The 14,112-nt window shown below is 69.8% G+C and carries 11 protein-coding genes; 3 read left to right on the forward strand and 8 right to left on the reverse strand.

The window, feature by feature from the left end; all coding sequences use genetic code 11:
- Positions 1-75 precede the first annotated feature (75 nt).
- Both OHT51_RS03520 and OHT51_RS03525 read left to right on the forward strand, forming a co-directional pair.
- A complete protein-coding gene (locus OHT51_RS03520) occupies positions 76-996 on the forward strand; it encodes a MurR/RpiR family transcriptional regulator (RefSeq protein ID WP_328884228.1) in 921 nt (306 codons plus the stop codon).
- Positions 997-1,418: 422 nt separating this feature from the next.
- Complete coding sequence (locus OHT51_RS03525) at positions 1,419-1,793, forward strand: hypothetical protein (RefSeq protein ID WP_328877390.1); 375 nt, start codon at positions 1,419-1,421, stop codon at positions 1,791-1,793.
- A 52-nt stretch (positions 1,794-1,845) separates the two neighbouring features.
- Here the strand turns inward: OHT51_RS03525 and OHT51_RS03530 are convergent, their stop codons facing one another.
- Positions 1,846-2,712, reverse strand: a complete 867-nt coding sequence (locus tag OHT51_RS03530; protein ID WP_328877391.1) for a cellulose binding domain-containing protein — start codon at positions 2,710-2,712, stop codon at positions 1,846-1,848.
- A 207-nt stretch (positions 2,713-2,919) separates the two neighbouring features.
- Between OHT51_RS03530 and OHT51_RS03535 the strand changes: the two genes are divergently transcribed.
- Positions 2,920-5,364 carry a polysaccharide lyase 8 family protein gene (locus OHT51_RS03535; RefSeq protein ID WP_328877392.1) on the forward strand — a complete coding sequence of 815 codons (2,445 nt, stop codon included), beginning with the start codon at positions 2,920-2,922 and terminating at the stop codon, positions 5,362-5,364.
- Between the two features lie 16 nt (positions 5,365-5,380).
- Here the strand turns inward: OHT51_RS03535 and OHT51_RS03540 are convergent, their stop codons facing one another.
- The 7 genes from OHT51_RS03540 to OHT51_RS03570 all read right to left on the reverse strand — a co-directional run bounded on the left by OHT51_RS03540 (position 5,381) and on the right by OHT51_RS03570 (position 13,792).
- Positions 5,381-6,223: a hypothetical protein gene (locus tag OHT51_RS03540; protein WP_328877393.1), complete on the reverse strand. Its 843-nt coding sequence runs from the start codon at positions 6,221-6,223 to the stop codon at positions 5,381-5,383.
- 123 nt (positions 6,224-6,346) lie between these two features.
- Positions 6,347-7,903: an HAD-IA family hydrolase gene (locus OHT51_RS03545; protein ID WP_328877394.1), complete on the reverse strand. Its 1,557-nt coding sequence runs from the start codon at positions 7,901-7,903 to the stop codon at positions 6,347-6,349.
- A 110-nt stretch (positions 7,904-8,013) separates the two neighbouring features.
- Positions 8,014-9,018, reverse strand: coding sequence for a hydroxyacid dehydrogenase (locus OHT51_RS03550; RefSeq protein ID WP_328877395.1), 1,005 nt, complete (start codon positions 9,016-9,018; stop codon positions 8,014-8,016).
- A gap of 47 nt (positions 9,019-9,065) precedes the next feature.
- Positions 9,066-9,992 carry a carbohydrate ABC transporter permease gene (locus OHT51_RS03555; protein WP_328877396.1) on the reverse strand — a complete coding sequence of 309 codons (927 nt, stop codon included), beginning with the start codon at positions 9,990-9,992 and terminating at the stop codon, positions 9,066-9,068.
- Entirely contained in the window at positions 9,989-10,813 is an 825-nt protein-coding gene (locus OHT51_RS03560) for a carbohydrate ABC transporter permease (RefSeq protein ID WP_443052693.1), read from the reverse strand. Before OHT51_RS03560 ends, OHT51_RS03555 begins: the two co-directional genes overlap by 4 nt.
- Positions 10,814-11,229: 416 nt before the next feature.
- Positions 11,230-12,582 (reverse strand): ABC transporter substrate-binding protein, encoded by a 1,353-nt coding sequence (locus OHT51_RS03565; RefSeq protein WP_328877398.1) that lies wholly within the window; start codon positions 12,580-12,582, stop codon positions 11,230-11,232.
- A gap of 115 nt (positions 12,583-12,697) precedes the next feature.
- Complete coding sequence (locus tag OHT51_RS03570; RefSeq protein WP_328877399.1) at positions 12,698-13,792, reverse strand: substrate-binding domain-containing protein; 1,095 nt, start codon at positions 13,790-13,792, stop codon at positions 12,698-12,700.
- Positions 13,793-14,112: the final 320 nt, after the last annotated feature.

The following is a 14,112-nucleotide window of genomic DNA, read 5'->3' on the forward strand; positions in this document are numbered from 1 at the left end:
GGCCCCATACCAGCCCAGGTCACCACAGTGTGTGAGCTATGTTGAAGCACTGTGGAAGACAATGGAGCCGCCTCCCTGCCATCGCCGCAGCAGGCACGCGCACAGGCATCCGCGATCACCTCGGGCAAGTCCGCCGGCGAAGCGGAGGCGTCCCCGACTTCCCAGCTCAGGACACTCTTCGATCAGCCCCGGCTGTCACCCGGACAGCGGCGCATCGCCCAGTACCTGATCGAGCACATCACCGAAGCGGCGTTCCTTTCGATCACCGATCTCGCCGAGCGGGTCGGTGTCAGCCAGCCTTCGGTGACGCGTTTCGCCGCTGCGGTGGGCTTCAGCGGTTACCCCGCGCTACGGGAGAGGCTCCAGTCGATCGCGCTCGGCCACCTCGCCGGGGGCCCCGCGGCCGAGGAGAACGGTGCGAACGAACTGCAGTCCGCCGTGGACGCCGAGATCGAGAACCTGGAGAACCTGCGGCGCGACTTCGGCGATCCCGACCAGGTGATCGACATCGGCCGCAAACTGTCCCGGTCGACGCCGCTGACCATCCTCGGACTGCGCATCTCGGCGTCCCTCGCCGAGTACTTCGCCTACGCGGCGCGCCGGGTCCACCCCGATGTGCGGCTGGTGACCCGGGGCGGCAGCGTCGCCTACGACGCGCTGCTGCAGTCGCGCGAGGCGGGCGGCACCTGGGTGCTGGCGTTCTCCATGCCCCGGCACGCCCAGGAGACCCTGACCGCCGTACGGGTCGCGCGCAGCGCCGGACTGCGGGTCGCCCTGATCACCGACCTGGCGCTCGGTCCGGTGGCCGACGACGCGGACGTCGTCTTCGCCACCAACACCGGCTCCCGGCTGGTCTTCGACTCCTACGCCGCGCCCGGCGTGATGGCCGCCGCGCTGCTGCAGGCCATGACCGACGCCGACCCGGAACGGACACAGGCGCGACTCGAGGACTACGAGCAGATCTCCGACCAGCACCAGTTCTTCCTCCGGGACTGATCCCGCCGGAACAGCCCTCACCAGGACTGATCCCCCGCATCACCCGCCCGCAGGGCGCCGCTCCCCCACTTCGCTCGAACCGCACCACAGGGGGACCATTCACTTCAAAGCGCGCATGAATGTTTTCATACGTCTTGCAAAGCGGACGGCATATATAAATACTTCACACGCACCATCCGCCCGCAGAGAGCAGCCGGTCCGTTCATGCGCACGTCACCCCATCCGTCGTGCGACTGCCGTCTGCCCTTCCGGGCTCCTCAACGAACACCCGTTGCCGCCGTCTCCTACCCGCGTCGGCGCGCGGGCTGTTCGGTCGGGCATCGCCTGCGCGAGCGCCCGTGGCGGCGGCCCCGGTCATCCCCTAGGCCGGGGCCGCCCCGACCACGTCGAACACCCCGGACGACGCCGCACACCCGGAAGCGATGATCATGCCCCTGACGACCACGCGCATCACCCCGGACTGGCCGTGCCAGGTCAAGGCCCCCGGTTCCTACGACTGGGAACGCTCCGCGGCCAAGTGGCTGCGCGAGCTGGTGCCGGCCCGCTACGCCAGCTACCCGGCCCTGATCCGCCACCCCGTGCTGCTCGCCCGCCATGCGCATATCCAGGTCCAGAACGAGATCCGGGTCGCGCGCACCGCACTGCAGACCGCCCGGGCGGACCTGCCCGCCCTCGGCATGCCGGAGTCGGTCATCGAACACACCATCAAGCTGTACGCGGCGGAGGTCATGCAGCTGCAGCACATCGCCCGCAGTGTGCGCGCCGTGTCGCAGGCGCTGGTCGACCACGGGCGCTGACCGGCCGCCGCCCCTCTTCCTTCGACCCGAGGCACGCGGCCGCACGGCGGCGTCAGGTCGCATCCGCCGTCGCCGCACAGGTGACCTCCGCCGACGGGGCACCTGACGCCGAGGTGTCGGCGATGAAGCCGAAGGTGACGCTCGCGCCGGGCGCCAGCTTCCCGTTCCATGACGCGTTGGCGACGGTGGCCGTGCCGTCTCCGGTCGTGGTGAGGGTGCCGTCCCAGACCTGGGTGAGGCGGGCACCGTCGGCCGGTACGACCGTCGCGGTCCAGCCGGCGGCCGAGGCGGCGGGCGCACCAGTCACCGTCACCTCGCCCTGATAGCCGCCCTGCCAGCTGTTGACGGTCCGGAAGGACGCGCTGCAGGCGGGAGGGTCACCGGGTTCGTCGGCACCGGGTGCACCGGCAGCGCCACCCGCGCCGGGGGCGTTCCGGGTGGGCGCGGCCGACGCCGAGGCCGTGGTGGACGGAGCCGGATCCTTCGCCGCCGCCCTGTCGTCGTCGCGGCCGGAGAGCAGGAGCGCACCGCCGAAGCCGATGACCGCGGCGGCCGTCACGGCGACCGCGACGGCCGCGCGACGAAACCCCGGGCCGGGCGCGTCCAGGCCGGGCGCGTCCAGGCCGGGCGCGTCCAGGCCGGGCGCGTCCGGGCCGGGCGCGTCCGGGCCCGGGCCCGGACGAGCGACAGTGCCGCGCGGTGCGATCCTCGTTTCCTCGGTGACGGCCGGGAGTTCCTGGGTCGCGTCCTCGGCGCCGGGCAGGGCACCGGGCACGACCACGGTCTCGTAGCCGTTCCGCTCCTGCTCCAGCTCCTTGAACAGCTCAGCGAGCGCGTCGGTGCGGCGTGGACGCAGAACGCGGATCGGTTCCAGGGCCGGGTCTTCGTTGGGCTGCGCGGGGTCGGGCCGAGTGGGCACGCCGCTCTCCTTCCGTCCCGTCTTCACGGGCTTCGCCAATTCCCGAGGAGTGATACGGGGTTGCCGCCCCGCCGGTTCAGCGGAGGAGGCCCGCCCTCGCTCCCACCCCCCACCTCCTCCACTCCCATCCCCTCCCAAATGATCAATACGATCAATTCGGTATTGACTATTGAGCGTTTGAACGTTCCCCTGCTAGAAAGCGCCGTCATGACGACTCGTTGGTCACGTCGCGGCTTTCTTACCGCAAGCACTGGCACCGCTGTCGCGCTCGGCCTGTCCAGCCAGGCGAGCGCCGAGCCTCCGTCCGCCGTACCGGCCGCGGAGGCTGACGAGTTCACCACCCTGCGGGCGAAGTGGCGCACGCTCATTCTGGGCGAGGGGTTCAGCCCCACCTCGGAACCGTTCAAGAGCCGACTTGCCGAACTCGGCGACACCGCACGCCAGTTGCTCTCCTCCATGGCCCCGGCCGCCGGTTCGCTCTGGCCGGACCTGGGGTACGCCGACCCGGAGCCCGACACAGATCAGGAGTCGTACGGCTACTCCGGCAACATGAACACCAGCTACAACCGGCTCACTACGCTCGCCCAGGCGTACTCCCAGCAGGGCACGGGACTGACCGGCGACACCGGGCTCAGGAACACGATCCTGACCGGACTCGATCACCTCCACTCGGAGGTCTACAACGCCGGCCAGGCCCGCTACGGCAACTGGTACAGCTGGCAGATCGGTGCTCCGCAGTCGCTGCTCGACATCTGTGTGCTGATGTACGACCACCTGTCGGCGGACCGGATCGCCGACTACCTGGCCGCGGTGGACCACTTCGTGCCCGACTCGGCGGTCGCCGACTACACCGGCACCAGCACGGGGGCCAACCGCGTCGACCTGTGCCGGGTGCTGGCGCTGCGCGGGATCGTCGGCGCGAACTCCGCCAAGGTCGCCCTGGCACGGGACGCCCTCTCCCCCGTCTTCCCCTATGTGACCAGCGGCGACGGGCTCTACACGGACGGGTCGTTCATCCAGCACACCACGGTGCCGTACACGGGCTCGTACGGCTCGGTGCTGCTCGGCGGGCTCGGGTCGCTGTTCGCGCTGCTGGCCGGGTCGAGTTGGGAGGTCACCGACGCGAACCGGCAGATCGTGTTCGACGCGGTGGAGCGGGCGTGGGCGCCGTTCCTCTACAACGGGCTGGTGATGGACGGTGTGTCGGGGCGGGCGATCAGCCGGGGACTGACCTCGTCCGACCCGAAACAGATCCAGCAGGACGATCACCTCAGGGGCCATCCGATCCTCGCGTCGATCGTTCTGCTCGGTCAGGGCGCGAGTGCCACGGAGAACGCGCGCTGGCGCGGTCTGGTCAAGGGGTGGCTGCAACGCGACTACTACAGCCCGCCCATGAGCAATCAGACGATCGGTCTCACCGCTCTGGCCCGCCTCAAGTCGGTCCTGGACGACACCTCGATCACTTCGATCGCCGAGCCGACCGGTCACCGGCTGTTTCCCAACATGGCCCGGGCCACGCACCGCAGGCCCGGCTGGGCCGCCTCGCTCAGCATGGCCGACCGGCGGGTCACCTACTACGAGACCGGCAACGGGGAGAACCTGCGGGGCTGGCACACCGGTTCCGGGATGCTCTATTGGTGGGGTGACACCTTCGGCAACGGCCAGTACAGCGACGCCTTCTGGCCGACGGTCGACCCGTACCGGCTGCCCGGCACGACCACGTCGCGCAAAACGCTCGCGGACGCGGCGGGCGGCGACTGGGGTGCTTCCCTGCCCGATGTGAACTGGGTCGGCGGGGCCACCGACGGGCAGCGGGCGGCGATCGGGCAGTACCTGAAGGGCCCGCAGTCCACGCTGCTCGCGAAGAAGTCCTGGTTCTTCCTGGACGACACGGTCGTCTGCCTCGGTGCCGGCATCAAGTGCACCGACGGCACGGCGGTGGAGACGACGGTCGAGAATCGCAACCTCGGTCCCACGGGCGGCGCCCCCTTCGTCGTCGACGGCACGGCCAAGCCCGCCGGCCACCCCTGGTCGGAGACGCTCACCGGCGCCACCTGGGCGCACATCGGCGGACACGGCGGCTATGTGTTCCCCGGCGGCGCGACCGTGAAGGCGCTGCGGGACGCGCGGGACGGTCGGTGGAGCGACATCAACAAGGGCGGCTCCACGACGGTACTCAACCGCAAGTACCTGACCCTGTACGTCGATCACGGCACGAATCCGACCGACGGCCGCTATGCCTATCTGCTCATGCCGGGTGCGACGGCCGCTCAGACCCAGGACCGCGCCGCCGCCACGACCTGGCTGACCGTCCTCGCCAACACCAACGACCAGCAGGGCGTCGCCGTTCCCTCGCTCGGCTTCACCGGCGTGAACTTCTGGTTCGCCGGCACGGTCGGCCCCCTCGTGGCAAGCAATCCGTGCTGCGTGATGATCAGTGAGAAGTCCGACGGTACGGCGGTGATCTGCGTCAGCGATCCGATGCGGATGCAGACGGGACTGACGCTCACCTGGAATCGGGCCGTGTCCGCGGTGGTCTCCAAACCGTCCACCGTGACCGCGGCGACGACCGGTTCGTCACTGAGGCTCACCCTCGGCGACCTGAGCACGACGAAGGGCGCGACGCAGATGATCACCGTTCGCCTGGGGTGACAGCGCGCGGCTGCGGTCAGGCTCCCGCAGCGAGGAAACGGTGCAGGGACGCCTTCATCGCGGCGACGAAGGCGTCCCGGCGCCTGTCGTCCAAGGTGTCCAGGGACAGATAGGGGTTGAGGTCCTCCAACTCGACCAGCAGCAGTTCGCCGCCCGGCGCACGGCAGGCGTCGACGCGCTGGATACCGTGATCGATGCCGTTCCACTCGATGAAACGCCGGGCGAACTCCAGGTCGCCGTCGGTGGGTTCGTACGGCTCCAGCTGCCATCGTCGGTCGGTGTGCGGCGCGTACAGGGCGTACTGGAAGTCGTGGTCGACGAAGTAGAAGGAGACCTCGTAGGCGAAATCGACGCACGGCTGGATCAGGACGGTCCCGCCGGACTCCCCACCCACGCCCTCTGCGACCGGGTCCGAAACGATCCGCAGCCCGATCGAATCGGCGCCGAGCTTGGGCTTCACGACATACCGATCGCACTCGGGCAGCAGGTGCAGGTCCTCGCTGCGGTCCACGGTCGGGATGACCGGGAACCCGGCGACGGTCAGGTCGAGCAGATACTGCTTGCCCGCCATGTCCGCCTTGCCCGACAGCGGGTTGTACACCCGCGTCCCCTCGGCAACCGCGCGCCGGCGGAACTCGTCGTACGCGTCCTGGTGACCCAGCACCGGACCGCTGTTGCGGACGACGACCGCGTCGAAGGCGTCCATGAGCGCGGCCGCGTCCCGGGGGTGGCACAGGGCGAGGTCGAAGTCGTCCCGCAGCCGTGAGGTGAGGAATATGTCCTCGTCGCAGTAGCGCCGCCCGCGTGCCTGGTAGGCCAGGTCGGTGACGTACAGGAGGCGGGGTCGGGCGGGCGGCATGTGGTGCTCCTCGGCTGCGGCGGGAGCCGATCGTAAGCGGACCGGCAGTCACCGAACAAACATCGGACCAGTCGAGGCCTACAAGCAAACGCCGGACCTGCCGAGGTCACAGCCCGGCCGAGGTCACAGCCCGGCCGCCCACAGCTCCTCCCTCCCGATTCCCTCCAGGCCCCGCCGCACGGTGCGCCGAGGACCGGGGTCGATGGGCGCGTACGAGGGGACGGCGAGCACCCGGCAACCCGCCGCCTCGGCCGCGGCGACCCCCGTGGGCGAGTCCTCGACGGCGAGACAGGCCGCGGGGTCCACGCCCAGGGACCGGGCGGCGGCGAGGTAGGGGTCGGCGGCGGGCTTGCCGCGCGGAGTCTCGCCCTCGGCGACCGTCGTACGGAATCTGTCGGCGCCCAGCGTCTTGAGTACGGCGTCCATCACCGGTCGGGAGGACGCCGAGACGAGCGCCGTCGGGATGCCCGACTCCTGGAGCAGATCGAGGAGCGCGAGGGCGCCGGGGAGCGGGGCTGCTTCACACTGGACGGCCGTCAGGAAGGAGGCCTCCAGGTCGGCGGCGAGGGACTTCGGATCGTCGTCGCCGGTCAGGGGCAGGAGGCGGGCGGCGGCCTCGGTGGCCGAACGGCCCAGGACATCGAAGAGGTCGTCGGCGTCGATCCGGGGCACGGCCTCACGGACCGTACGCAGCCACAGCGACTCGGTGTCGACGAGCGTGCCGTCCATGTCGAGGAGCACTGCGTGCGGGGCGGCGGCGAAGGGGCGGCCGTCGAGGGTCCAGTGTCGGTCGGGGTGTCGGCCGAGGGCGGCGAACACCTGGGCCGCGACATCGGCATGTCGTAGCGGACGCGGCGCCGGGCCGATCCCCGGGCCGGCGGCGACCAGCCATGCCGTGCGCTCCTCGGGCGTACGGCCGCCATGGCCTCCGGCGTCGACATGGCCGTGGTCGGTCACGACGAGGAACGTCCACTGTTCGTCGGCATACGACGGCCGGGAGCGCACGGCGGCGATCAGCCGGCCGAGGCGGGCGTCGGCGCGGCGGATCGAGGCCTCGTACGCCTCGCCGCAGCCCAGGAAGTGCGCTGTCTCGTCGGGTGCGCCGAGGTAGACGAACGACGCCACGAGGTCATCGTCGACTCCCCCTGCGGCTCCCGCTTCGGTATCGGCGGGGACATCGGCATTGGCATCGGCGCCCGTGCAGGCACCGGCACCGGCACCGGCACCGGCCAGTACGCGTACCGCCGCCTCGGTGATCTGCTCGTCGCAGTGTTCCCAGGCTTCCGGAGTGTCGGCCGTCGGAGAGACGTACGCGGTTGAGGACGGGGCGCGGAAGAGGGGCCCGCCGTGGTGTGCCTGCATCAGGGGCTGCCAGCCTGCGGCGACGAAGGTGCGGCGGCCGTCCTGGGCGGGGAGGCGGGTGGCGAAGTCGGGGAAGACGTCGAGGCGGTTGCCGGTGAAGTCGTTGCTCCACACGCCGTGTTTGGCGACCGTGACGCCGGTGACGACGGTCGCCCAGCAGGGGCCGGACATGGTGGGCGTGTCGGCGTCCACCTCGATCGGGGCGAGGAAGCCTTCGGCGGCCAGGGCGTCGAGGTGCGGGGTGGGCAGGCGGTTCAGTACGTCCAGGCGTACGCCGTCGATGCCGACGACGAGGACGCGGTGCGCGGCGTGAGGCACGGAAGGTCCTTTCCCTGACTGGTGGTTGGCGGGCTTCGCGGATTCCGCGGATTCCGCGGATTTCCCGGATTTCGCGGATACGCCGGGCCTGACCTGCTTCGGCTGCTCGCTCACGCCGAGCGGGTCAGCTCGTCCAGCGCGACCTCGTGCGCGAAGGGCAGGCCCTGTGCGTACCGCACGACCTCCTCGACCGCCCAGTCGGTCATCCGGCGGAGTTCGTTGCCGAGGGAACCGGCGATGTGCGGGGTGAGCAGGACGTTGGGCAGGGAGTACAGCGGCGAGTCCGCGGGCGGTACCTCGGGTTCGGTGACGTCGAGGACGGCGTGGATGCGGCCGGTGACCAGGTGCGCGGTGAGGGCGTCGGTGTCGACGAGGCTGCCGCGGGCGGTGTTGATGAGGGTGGCGCCGTCCTTGAGCAGGGCGATGCGGCGGGCATCGAACATGTGGTGCGTCTCGGGCAGTTGGGGCGCGTGGACGGAGACCACGTCGCTGCGCCGGACGAGTTCATCGAGCCCGACCTGCGCGGCGCCGAGGGTGCGCGCCTGCTCCGGGCCCAGGTAGGGGTCGTAGAGCAGGACGTCGAAGTCGAACGGGCGCAGCAGGTCGAGGACCCGGCGGCCGATACGGGAGGCGCCGACGATGCCGACAGTGCGGTGGTAGTTGCCGTGGCCGTTGTAGTAGGGCAGCAGGTCGGGCTGGGTTCTGGTGGCCGCGTAGGTGTGGGCGACGTCGAGGACGCGCTTGCCTGCGAACAGGATGGCGGCGAGGGTGAATTCGGCGACGGGTACGGCGTTGGCGGCTGCGGCTGAGGAGACGGTGATGCCGTGGCGCCAGACGGCGTCGGTGATGTGGTGCTTGACGGAGCCTGCCGCGTGGACGACCGCGCGCAGTCGGGGCATGCGGTGCAGCGCGTCCTCGGTCAGCGGGAGTGCGCCCCAGTGGGTGAAGAGGACTTCGGTGCGGGCGAGTTGACGGGCGTCGGCGGTGGTGAAGTCGGTGACGGTGGTCCTGGTGTCGACGTGGGCGACGGATTCGAGACGGTCGAGGGCGTTGTCGGCGAGGAGTCGGCTGTGGATACCGGCTCCCATGGCCAGCACGGTGTGGGGTCGGCGCATGCCGTTCAGGAGGGTTCCTTCCGGGGCGGGCGTGGCGGAGGGCGTCGTCACTTCACCGCGCCCGCGGTCAGGCCGGAACGCCAGAAGCGCTGCAGGCAGACGAAGGCGACGATCAGCGGGACGACCGCGACGAGCGAACCCGTGATGACGAGCGAGTAGAACTCGGGCTGCTGCTGGGTGACGCTGTTCCACATGAACAGGCCCAGGTTGACCGGGTAGAGCTGCTCGTCGTTGAGCATGACGAGGGCGCCGAAGAAGTTGTTCCAGCTTGCGGTGAACGAGAACAGGAAGATCGTCATGAAGCCCGGTGCCAGCATGGGCAGGGCGATGCGGGCGAAGGTGCGCAGTTCGCCGGCGCCGTCGACGCGGGCCGCTTCCAGGATCTCGTTCGGGACGTAGCCCTCGGAGAAGACACGGGCGAGGTAGACGCCGAACGGGTTGACCAGGGCGGGCAGCAGCAGCGCCCAGTAGGTGTTGACGACGCCCGCCTTGGTGGCGAGGAGATACATCGGCAGCTGGATGACCGTGGTGGGGACCAGGACGCCGCCGAGGACCAGGCCGAACAGTTTCTCCTTGCCCCGGAAGTCGTACTTGTCGAAGGCGTAGCCGGTGGCGACGCAAATGAATGTGGAGGCGGCCGAGCCGACGACGGAGTAGAGCACGCTGTTACCGAACCAGCGCAGGTAGATGCCGTCGTTGAAGGTGAGCACCTGGTGCAGGTTGGCGAGGAGGTTGAAGTCGCCGAAGGCGAACCCGGATGTGGCGAAGAGATCGCGGTGGTCCTTGGTTGCGGCGAACAGCAGCCAGGTGACGGGCATAAGGGTGTAGCCGGCGGCGACGATCAGCAGGCCGTTGACGACGCCCTTGGACAGCAGGGTGTTCGGGGTGGTGCGGCGGCGGCGCGCGGCCGTGGTGGGCCGGGGCGTGGCGGAGGGCTCGGCGGTGGGCGTGGTGTCGTGGGTGAGGGTGCTCATGACGTGGCCGCCTTCCACCGGTTGCCGATCCGGGTGACGAGGTAGGAGAGGACGACGCCGAGGGCGGCCAGCAGCAGGGACGCGGCGGCGGCCATGCCGTATTCGTGCTGCACGAATCCGGCCTTCCAGATGAACAGGGTCGGGGACCACTCGGTGTCGATCGAGGGCGCACCGCGCTGGTTGAGGAGCTTCGGCTCGGTGAAGATCTGGATCGCTCCGACGCAGGTGAATAGAACGGTCATGACGATCGCCGAGGCGATCATCGGGACCTTGATCTGCAGCGCGGTGCGCAGTGCGCCGGCACCGTCCACGACGGCCGCTTCGATCACTTCGCGCGGAACGGCCTGCAGGGCGGCGTAGAAGATGACCATGTTGTAGCCCATCCACTGCCAGGCGCTCAGATTGACCAGCGACGCCAGAACATGATCGTTGGCGTAGAAGTCCCAGGAGCCGCCGAGCGCGCCGATCCATTCGAGCACCGGGCTCAGTCCCGGCGTGTACAGATAGATCCAGATGATCGAAGCGATCAGTCCGGGGATCGCGTGCGGCAGGAACAGGGCGAGTTGGAAGAACCGCTTGGCGCGGGCGAGGGCCGAGTCGACCAGGAGGGCCAGGGCGAGGGAGCCGCCGATCATCACCGGGATGTAGAGGGCGCAGTAGAGCGCGATGTGTGCGAAGGATGCGCGGAAGCCGGTGTCGGCCAGGGCCTTGGTGTAGTTGCCGAAGCCGGCAAACACCCGCTCGGTGCCGCCGAAGCCGAGCCCTGAGGAGCGCTCCTGGAACAGGCTCATCCACACGGCGTAGCCGATGGGCGCCGCCATGACCACGGCGAACAGGGCGAAGAACGGCGTGATGAGCAGGGCTGCCGTACGCCGTTGGCTGCGCAGGAGAGGCGAGACGCTCGTGTTCGGGGGCTGGGCCGGGAGCCGGGCACCGGGTCGGGACGAGGGGGACGAGGTGCGGCGGCTCTTGGCCGGCTGGCTGGTGGTGCGGGCCAGGGATGGGGCCACTGCGGCTCCTTGGTGGGTGGGGCGGGAAAGGCCGGTGGAGGGGGTGCAGGGGCTGGGGGCGAAGTTGGAGGGGGTGGTTGGAGGGGGTGGTTGTCGGCGGGCCGTTGATTCCCTGGGCGGCGAGGCGCCCCGATCCGCACGATCCCTATCCGCACGACCAATCCGCACGACCGAATCGCACGACCGAATCGCACCACCGAACGGCCCCGCCGCCCCACCCCGCACCACTACTGCGCGAGCTTCAGGCCCCGTTCGGCGATGCCCGACTCCGCCTTCTGCTGCCCCGCCTCGATGCCGCGCGTGAAGCCGGACTTGGCGGTCTCGTCCTGGATGGCCGTGTAGACGTCCATCTGGTTCGGGCCCCAGGTCCAACCGGGGACGATGGTGTCGACCTGCTCGGAGGCGAGGGCGTAGAGGTCCTGGCCGTTCAGGTAGGCGGTGTCGAACTTGGCCGCGGCCACTTCGCGCATCTCGGGGTTGGCCGGCAGGGCGCTGCTGGGTGAGTCGAGGTCGGCGAGCCTGGCTTGAACGCCGGCCTTGTTCGTGGTGAGCCAGGTGATGAACTCGGCGGCGGCGTCGGCGTGTTCGCTGCCCTTGAGGACGCCGTAAGAGGTGCCGCCGTAGTTGCCGCTGGCGGCGGTGCCCCAGTTGGGCATGGGCGCGGCGGCCCACTTGCCCTTCTGGTCGGGCATGGCGGTCTGCATGCCGCCCGCGGACCAGGAGGCGCCCAGGAAGGAGAGGGTCTTGCCGGAGGTACGGGCCTTGGTCTCCTCGGGACTGTAGGCGGTGAAGGACTGCACGAGGTCGTCCTTGATCAAGCCGTCCCAGTAGGCGGCGACCTTGTTGCTCGCCGGGTCGTCGACGGCGGGCTTCCAGGCGTCACCCTCGGTGTCGAACCACTTCCCGCCTGCCTGCCAGGCCAGCGCGGCCAGCAGCGCGGGGTCGCTCTTCGGCATGGAGGCGAGCCGTACGTTCTTGTCCTTCTGCCTGACCTTCTCGGCGGCCGTCTTGAACTCGTCCCAGGTCTTGGGGACTTCGATGCCGTACTTCTTGAACAGGTCGGTGCGGTAGTAGTACAGCTGTGGCGCGGCGTCGTACGGCACGGTCCAGGTCTTGCCGCCGAAGGTCACCAGGTCCTGGATGGGCTGCGGGAATTTCGTCTTGACCGTTTCACCGGCGTGCTCGGTCAAATCGATCAGGTTGCCCTGGCTGGCGAACTCGGGGACCATCTGGTACTCGATCGTGGCCACATCGGGTGCATTGCCGGCCTTCACCGAGTTGACGAGCTTGCTGTAGCCCTCGGTGCCGCTCGGTATCTCGGTGAACTCGACCTTGATGTCCTTGTGCGTTGCGTTGAACGCCTCCACGGTCGACTTGGCCCCGAGTGTCCAGGTCCAGTAGGTGAGCGTGACGGGCTTGCCGCCCGCGTCGGTGCCGGTCGAGTCGCCGTCGCCGCTGCCGCCGCAGGCGGTGGCGAGCAGGCCGAGCGCGGTGACGGCGGCGAGTGCGGCGGTCGTACGGAACGAACGTGTGATGCGAGACGAACGGGTGGTGCGGGACGAACGTGAAGTGCGCGTCATGGCACGTCTCCTACGTGACCTCGTACGGGCAGAGGCGGTCGCAGGACATCTTTTGTGCACACACGATCAGAGTCAAGAGCGTTCGCGCGAAACAATCAATACGATCGCCATTCGCTCATCCGGCGATCGATTCACCACCACAGGACGAGCGGACCCTCAACTCCGGGAGCAGGTCCAGGTGTTGACGCGGCCCCGGCTGCTGCCCGCTGCGACGCTCGGCGAGGCGCTCCAGCAGCAGCTTGGCGGCCAGCTCCCCCACGGAGCGCGTGGGTGGCGCGACAGCGGTGAGCGGTACGTCGGAGAGACCGGCGACCTCGTCCTCGTACGCGATCAGCGCCAGGTCGTCCGGGACCCGGATGCCGCATGCCTGGAGCCGTGGCACCAGCACGATCGCGTCCTCGTCGCTGTGCACCAGCGCAGCGGTGACGCGACGCTTCTTCACCGCTTCGACGAGATAGTCGACGCTCGCCTCGTAGTCCCCGTGTTCCCGCACGGTCGGGGCGGCGCCCTTGTCCACGTCGAGGCCCAGGGCCTGCACGGCCGCCTGGTAGCCGGCGGTGATCTGGTTGGCGTGCGGGCCCTCCTGCAGAACGGCGGTGATCCTGCGGTGTCCGAGTCTCGCGAAGTGACCCACGGCGACCGCGGCGCCGTGGGCCCGGTCGGTGCGCACCCGGTCGAGCACGGCGGCGGGGTTTCCGGGCGGGGCCAGGCGTTCGACCAGGACGGCGGGAACGTCGTGCTCCAGCAGCCACTTCTCCTGACCGTTCTCGGGCACGCCGCCGAACCAGCTGGGTGCGACGAGCAGTCCCTCCGCGCCGCCCGAGAGGAGGTGGTCGGCCTGCACCGAGTCCTCGGCGTCGACGTAGCCGGACACCCCCAGCACGAGCCGGCCGCCCTGGGCCGCGACCGCTCCCCGGGCGCCGCGCACGATGTCGGCGAAGATGTAGTTCGTGGTCGGGACGATCATTCCGATCACCGCGCCCTCGGCGCCCGCCGGCCGTTCGCGCACTTCGGCGGCCGTGTCCCCCGGCCACACGACCGCGCCGTGCAGCCGTTGCACCCGGCCCTGTGCAGCGAGCGCTTCGACGTCGCGCCGCAGGGTGACGGCGGAGACGCCGAGTTCGGCGGCGAGTTCGGCGACGCGGAGGCTGCCCCGCTCCCGGACGATTTCGAGCACCCGCTCGTGGCGCTGGTCGACGTGCAGTCGCATGGTTCCCCCTGGGGCGAGGCCGGTCGAACGATCCCGCGGGCCACGCGGAGCGTGATCCCGAGGCGCTCACTCTACGCCCACAATCGTATCGATCATTTTCGATCAATACGATCAACCGACGGTGTTGGCGCTGGCTGAGCGGCTGCCCGGACCTCATCAGGGCCAGCCCCCGGGGACAGCACTCAGTTCCCCCATCCCGCTGCACTGAGTGCCATCCATCCAGCTCAGGTGCTACGTTCCCGTCCATGAGCTCCAGCAGTGCGGCATCCGGCCGCGGCGAGAAGGCCGAGCGGGCGGAAAAGGGCGAGAGGGCGGAGGCC

Source organism: Streptomyces sp. NBC_00299 (assembly GCF_036173045.1).
Taxonomy (GTDB): Bacteria; Actinomycetota; Actinomycetes; order Streptomycetales; family Streptomycetaceae; genus Streptomyces; species Streptomyces machairae.

Bases quoted from the DNA above. Each gene is read 5' to 3' on its own strand.
- OHT51_RS03525 (WP_328877390.1), top strand. From the start codon at position 1,419: ATGATCATGCCCCTGACGACCACGCGCATCACCCCGGACTGGCCGTGC.
- OHT51_RS03535 (WP_328877392.1), top strand. From the start codon at position 2,920: ATGACGACTCGTTGGTCACGTCGCGGCTTTCTTACCGCAAGCACTGGC.
- OHT51_RS03540 (WP_328877393.1), bottom strand. From the start codon at position 6,223: ATGCCGCCCGCCCGACCCCGCCTCCTGTACGTCACCGACCTGGCCTAC.
- OHT51_RS03550 (WP_328877395.1), bottom strand. From the start codon at position 9,018: ATGCGCCGACCCCACACCGTGCTGGCCATGGGAGCCGGTATCCACAGC.
- OHT51_RS03555 (WP_328877396.1), bottom strand. From the start codon at position 9,992: ATGAGCACCCTCACCCACGACACCACGCCCACCGCCGAGCCCTCCGCC.
- OHT51_RS03560 (WP_443052693.1), bottom strand. From the start codon at position 10,813: ATGGCGGCGCCCATCGGCTACGCCGTGTGGATGAGCCTGTTCCAGGAG.
- OHT51_RS03565 (WP_328877398.1), bottom strand. From the start codon at position 12,582: ATGACGCGCACTTCACGTTCGTCCCGCACCACCCGTTCGTCTCGCATC.
- OHT51_RS03570 (WP_328877399.1), bottom strand. From the start codon at position 13,792: ATGCGACTGCACGTCGACCAGCGCCACGAGCGGGTGCTCGAAATCGTC.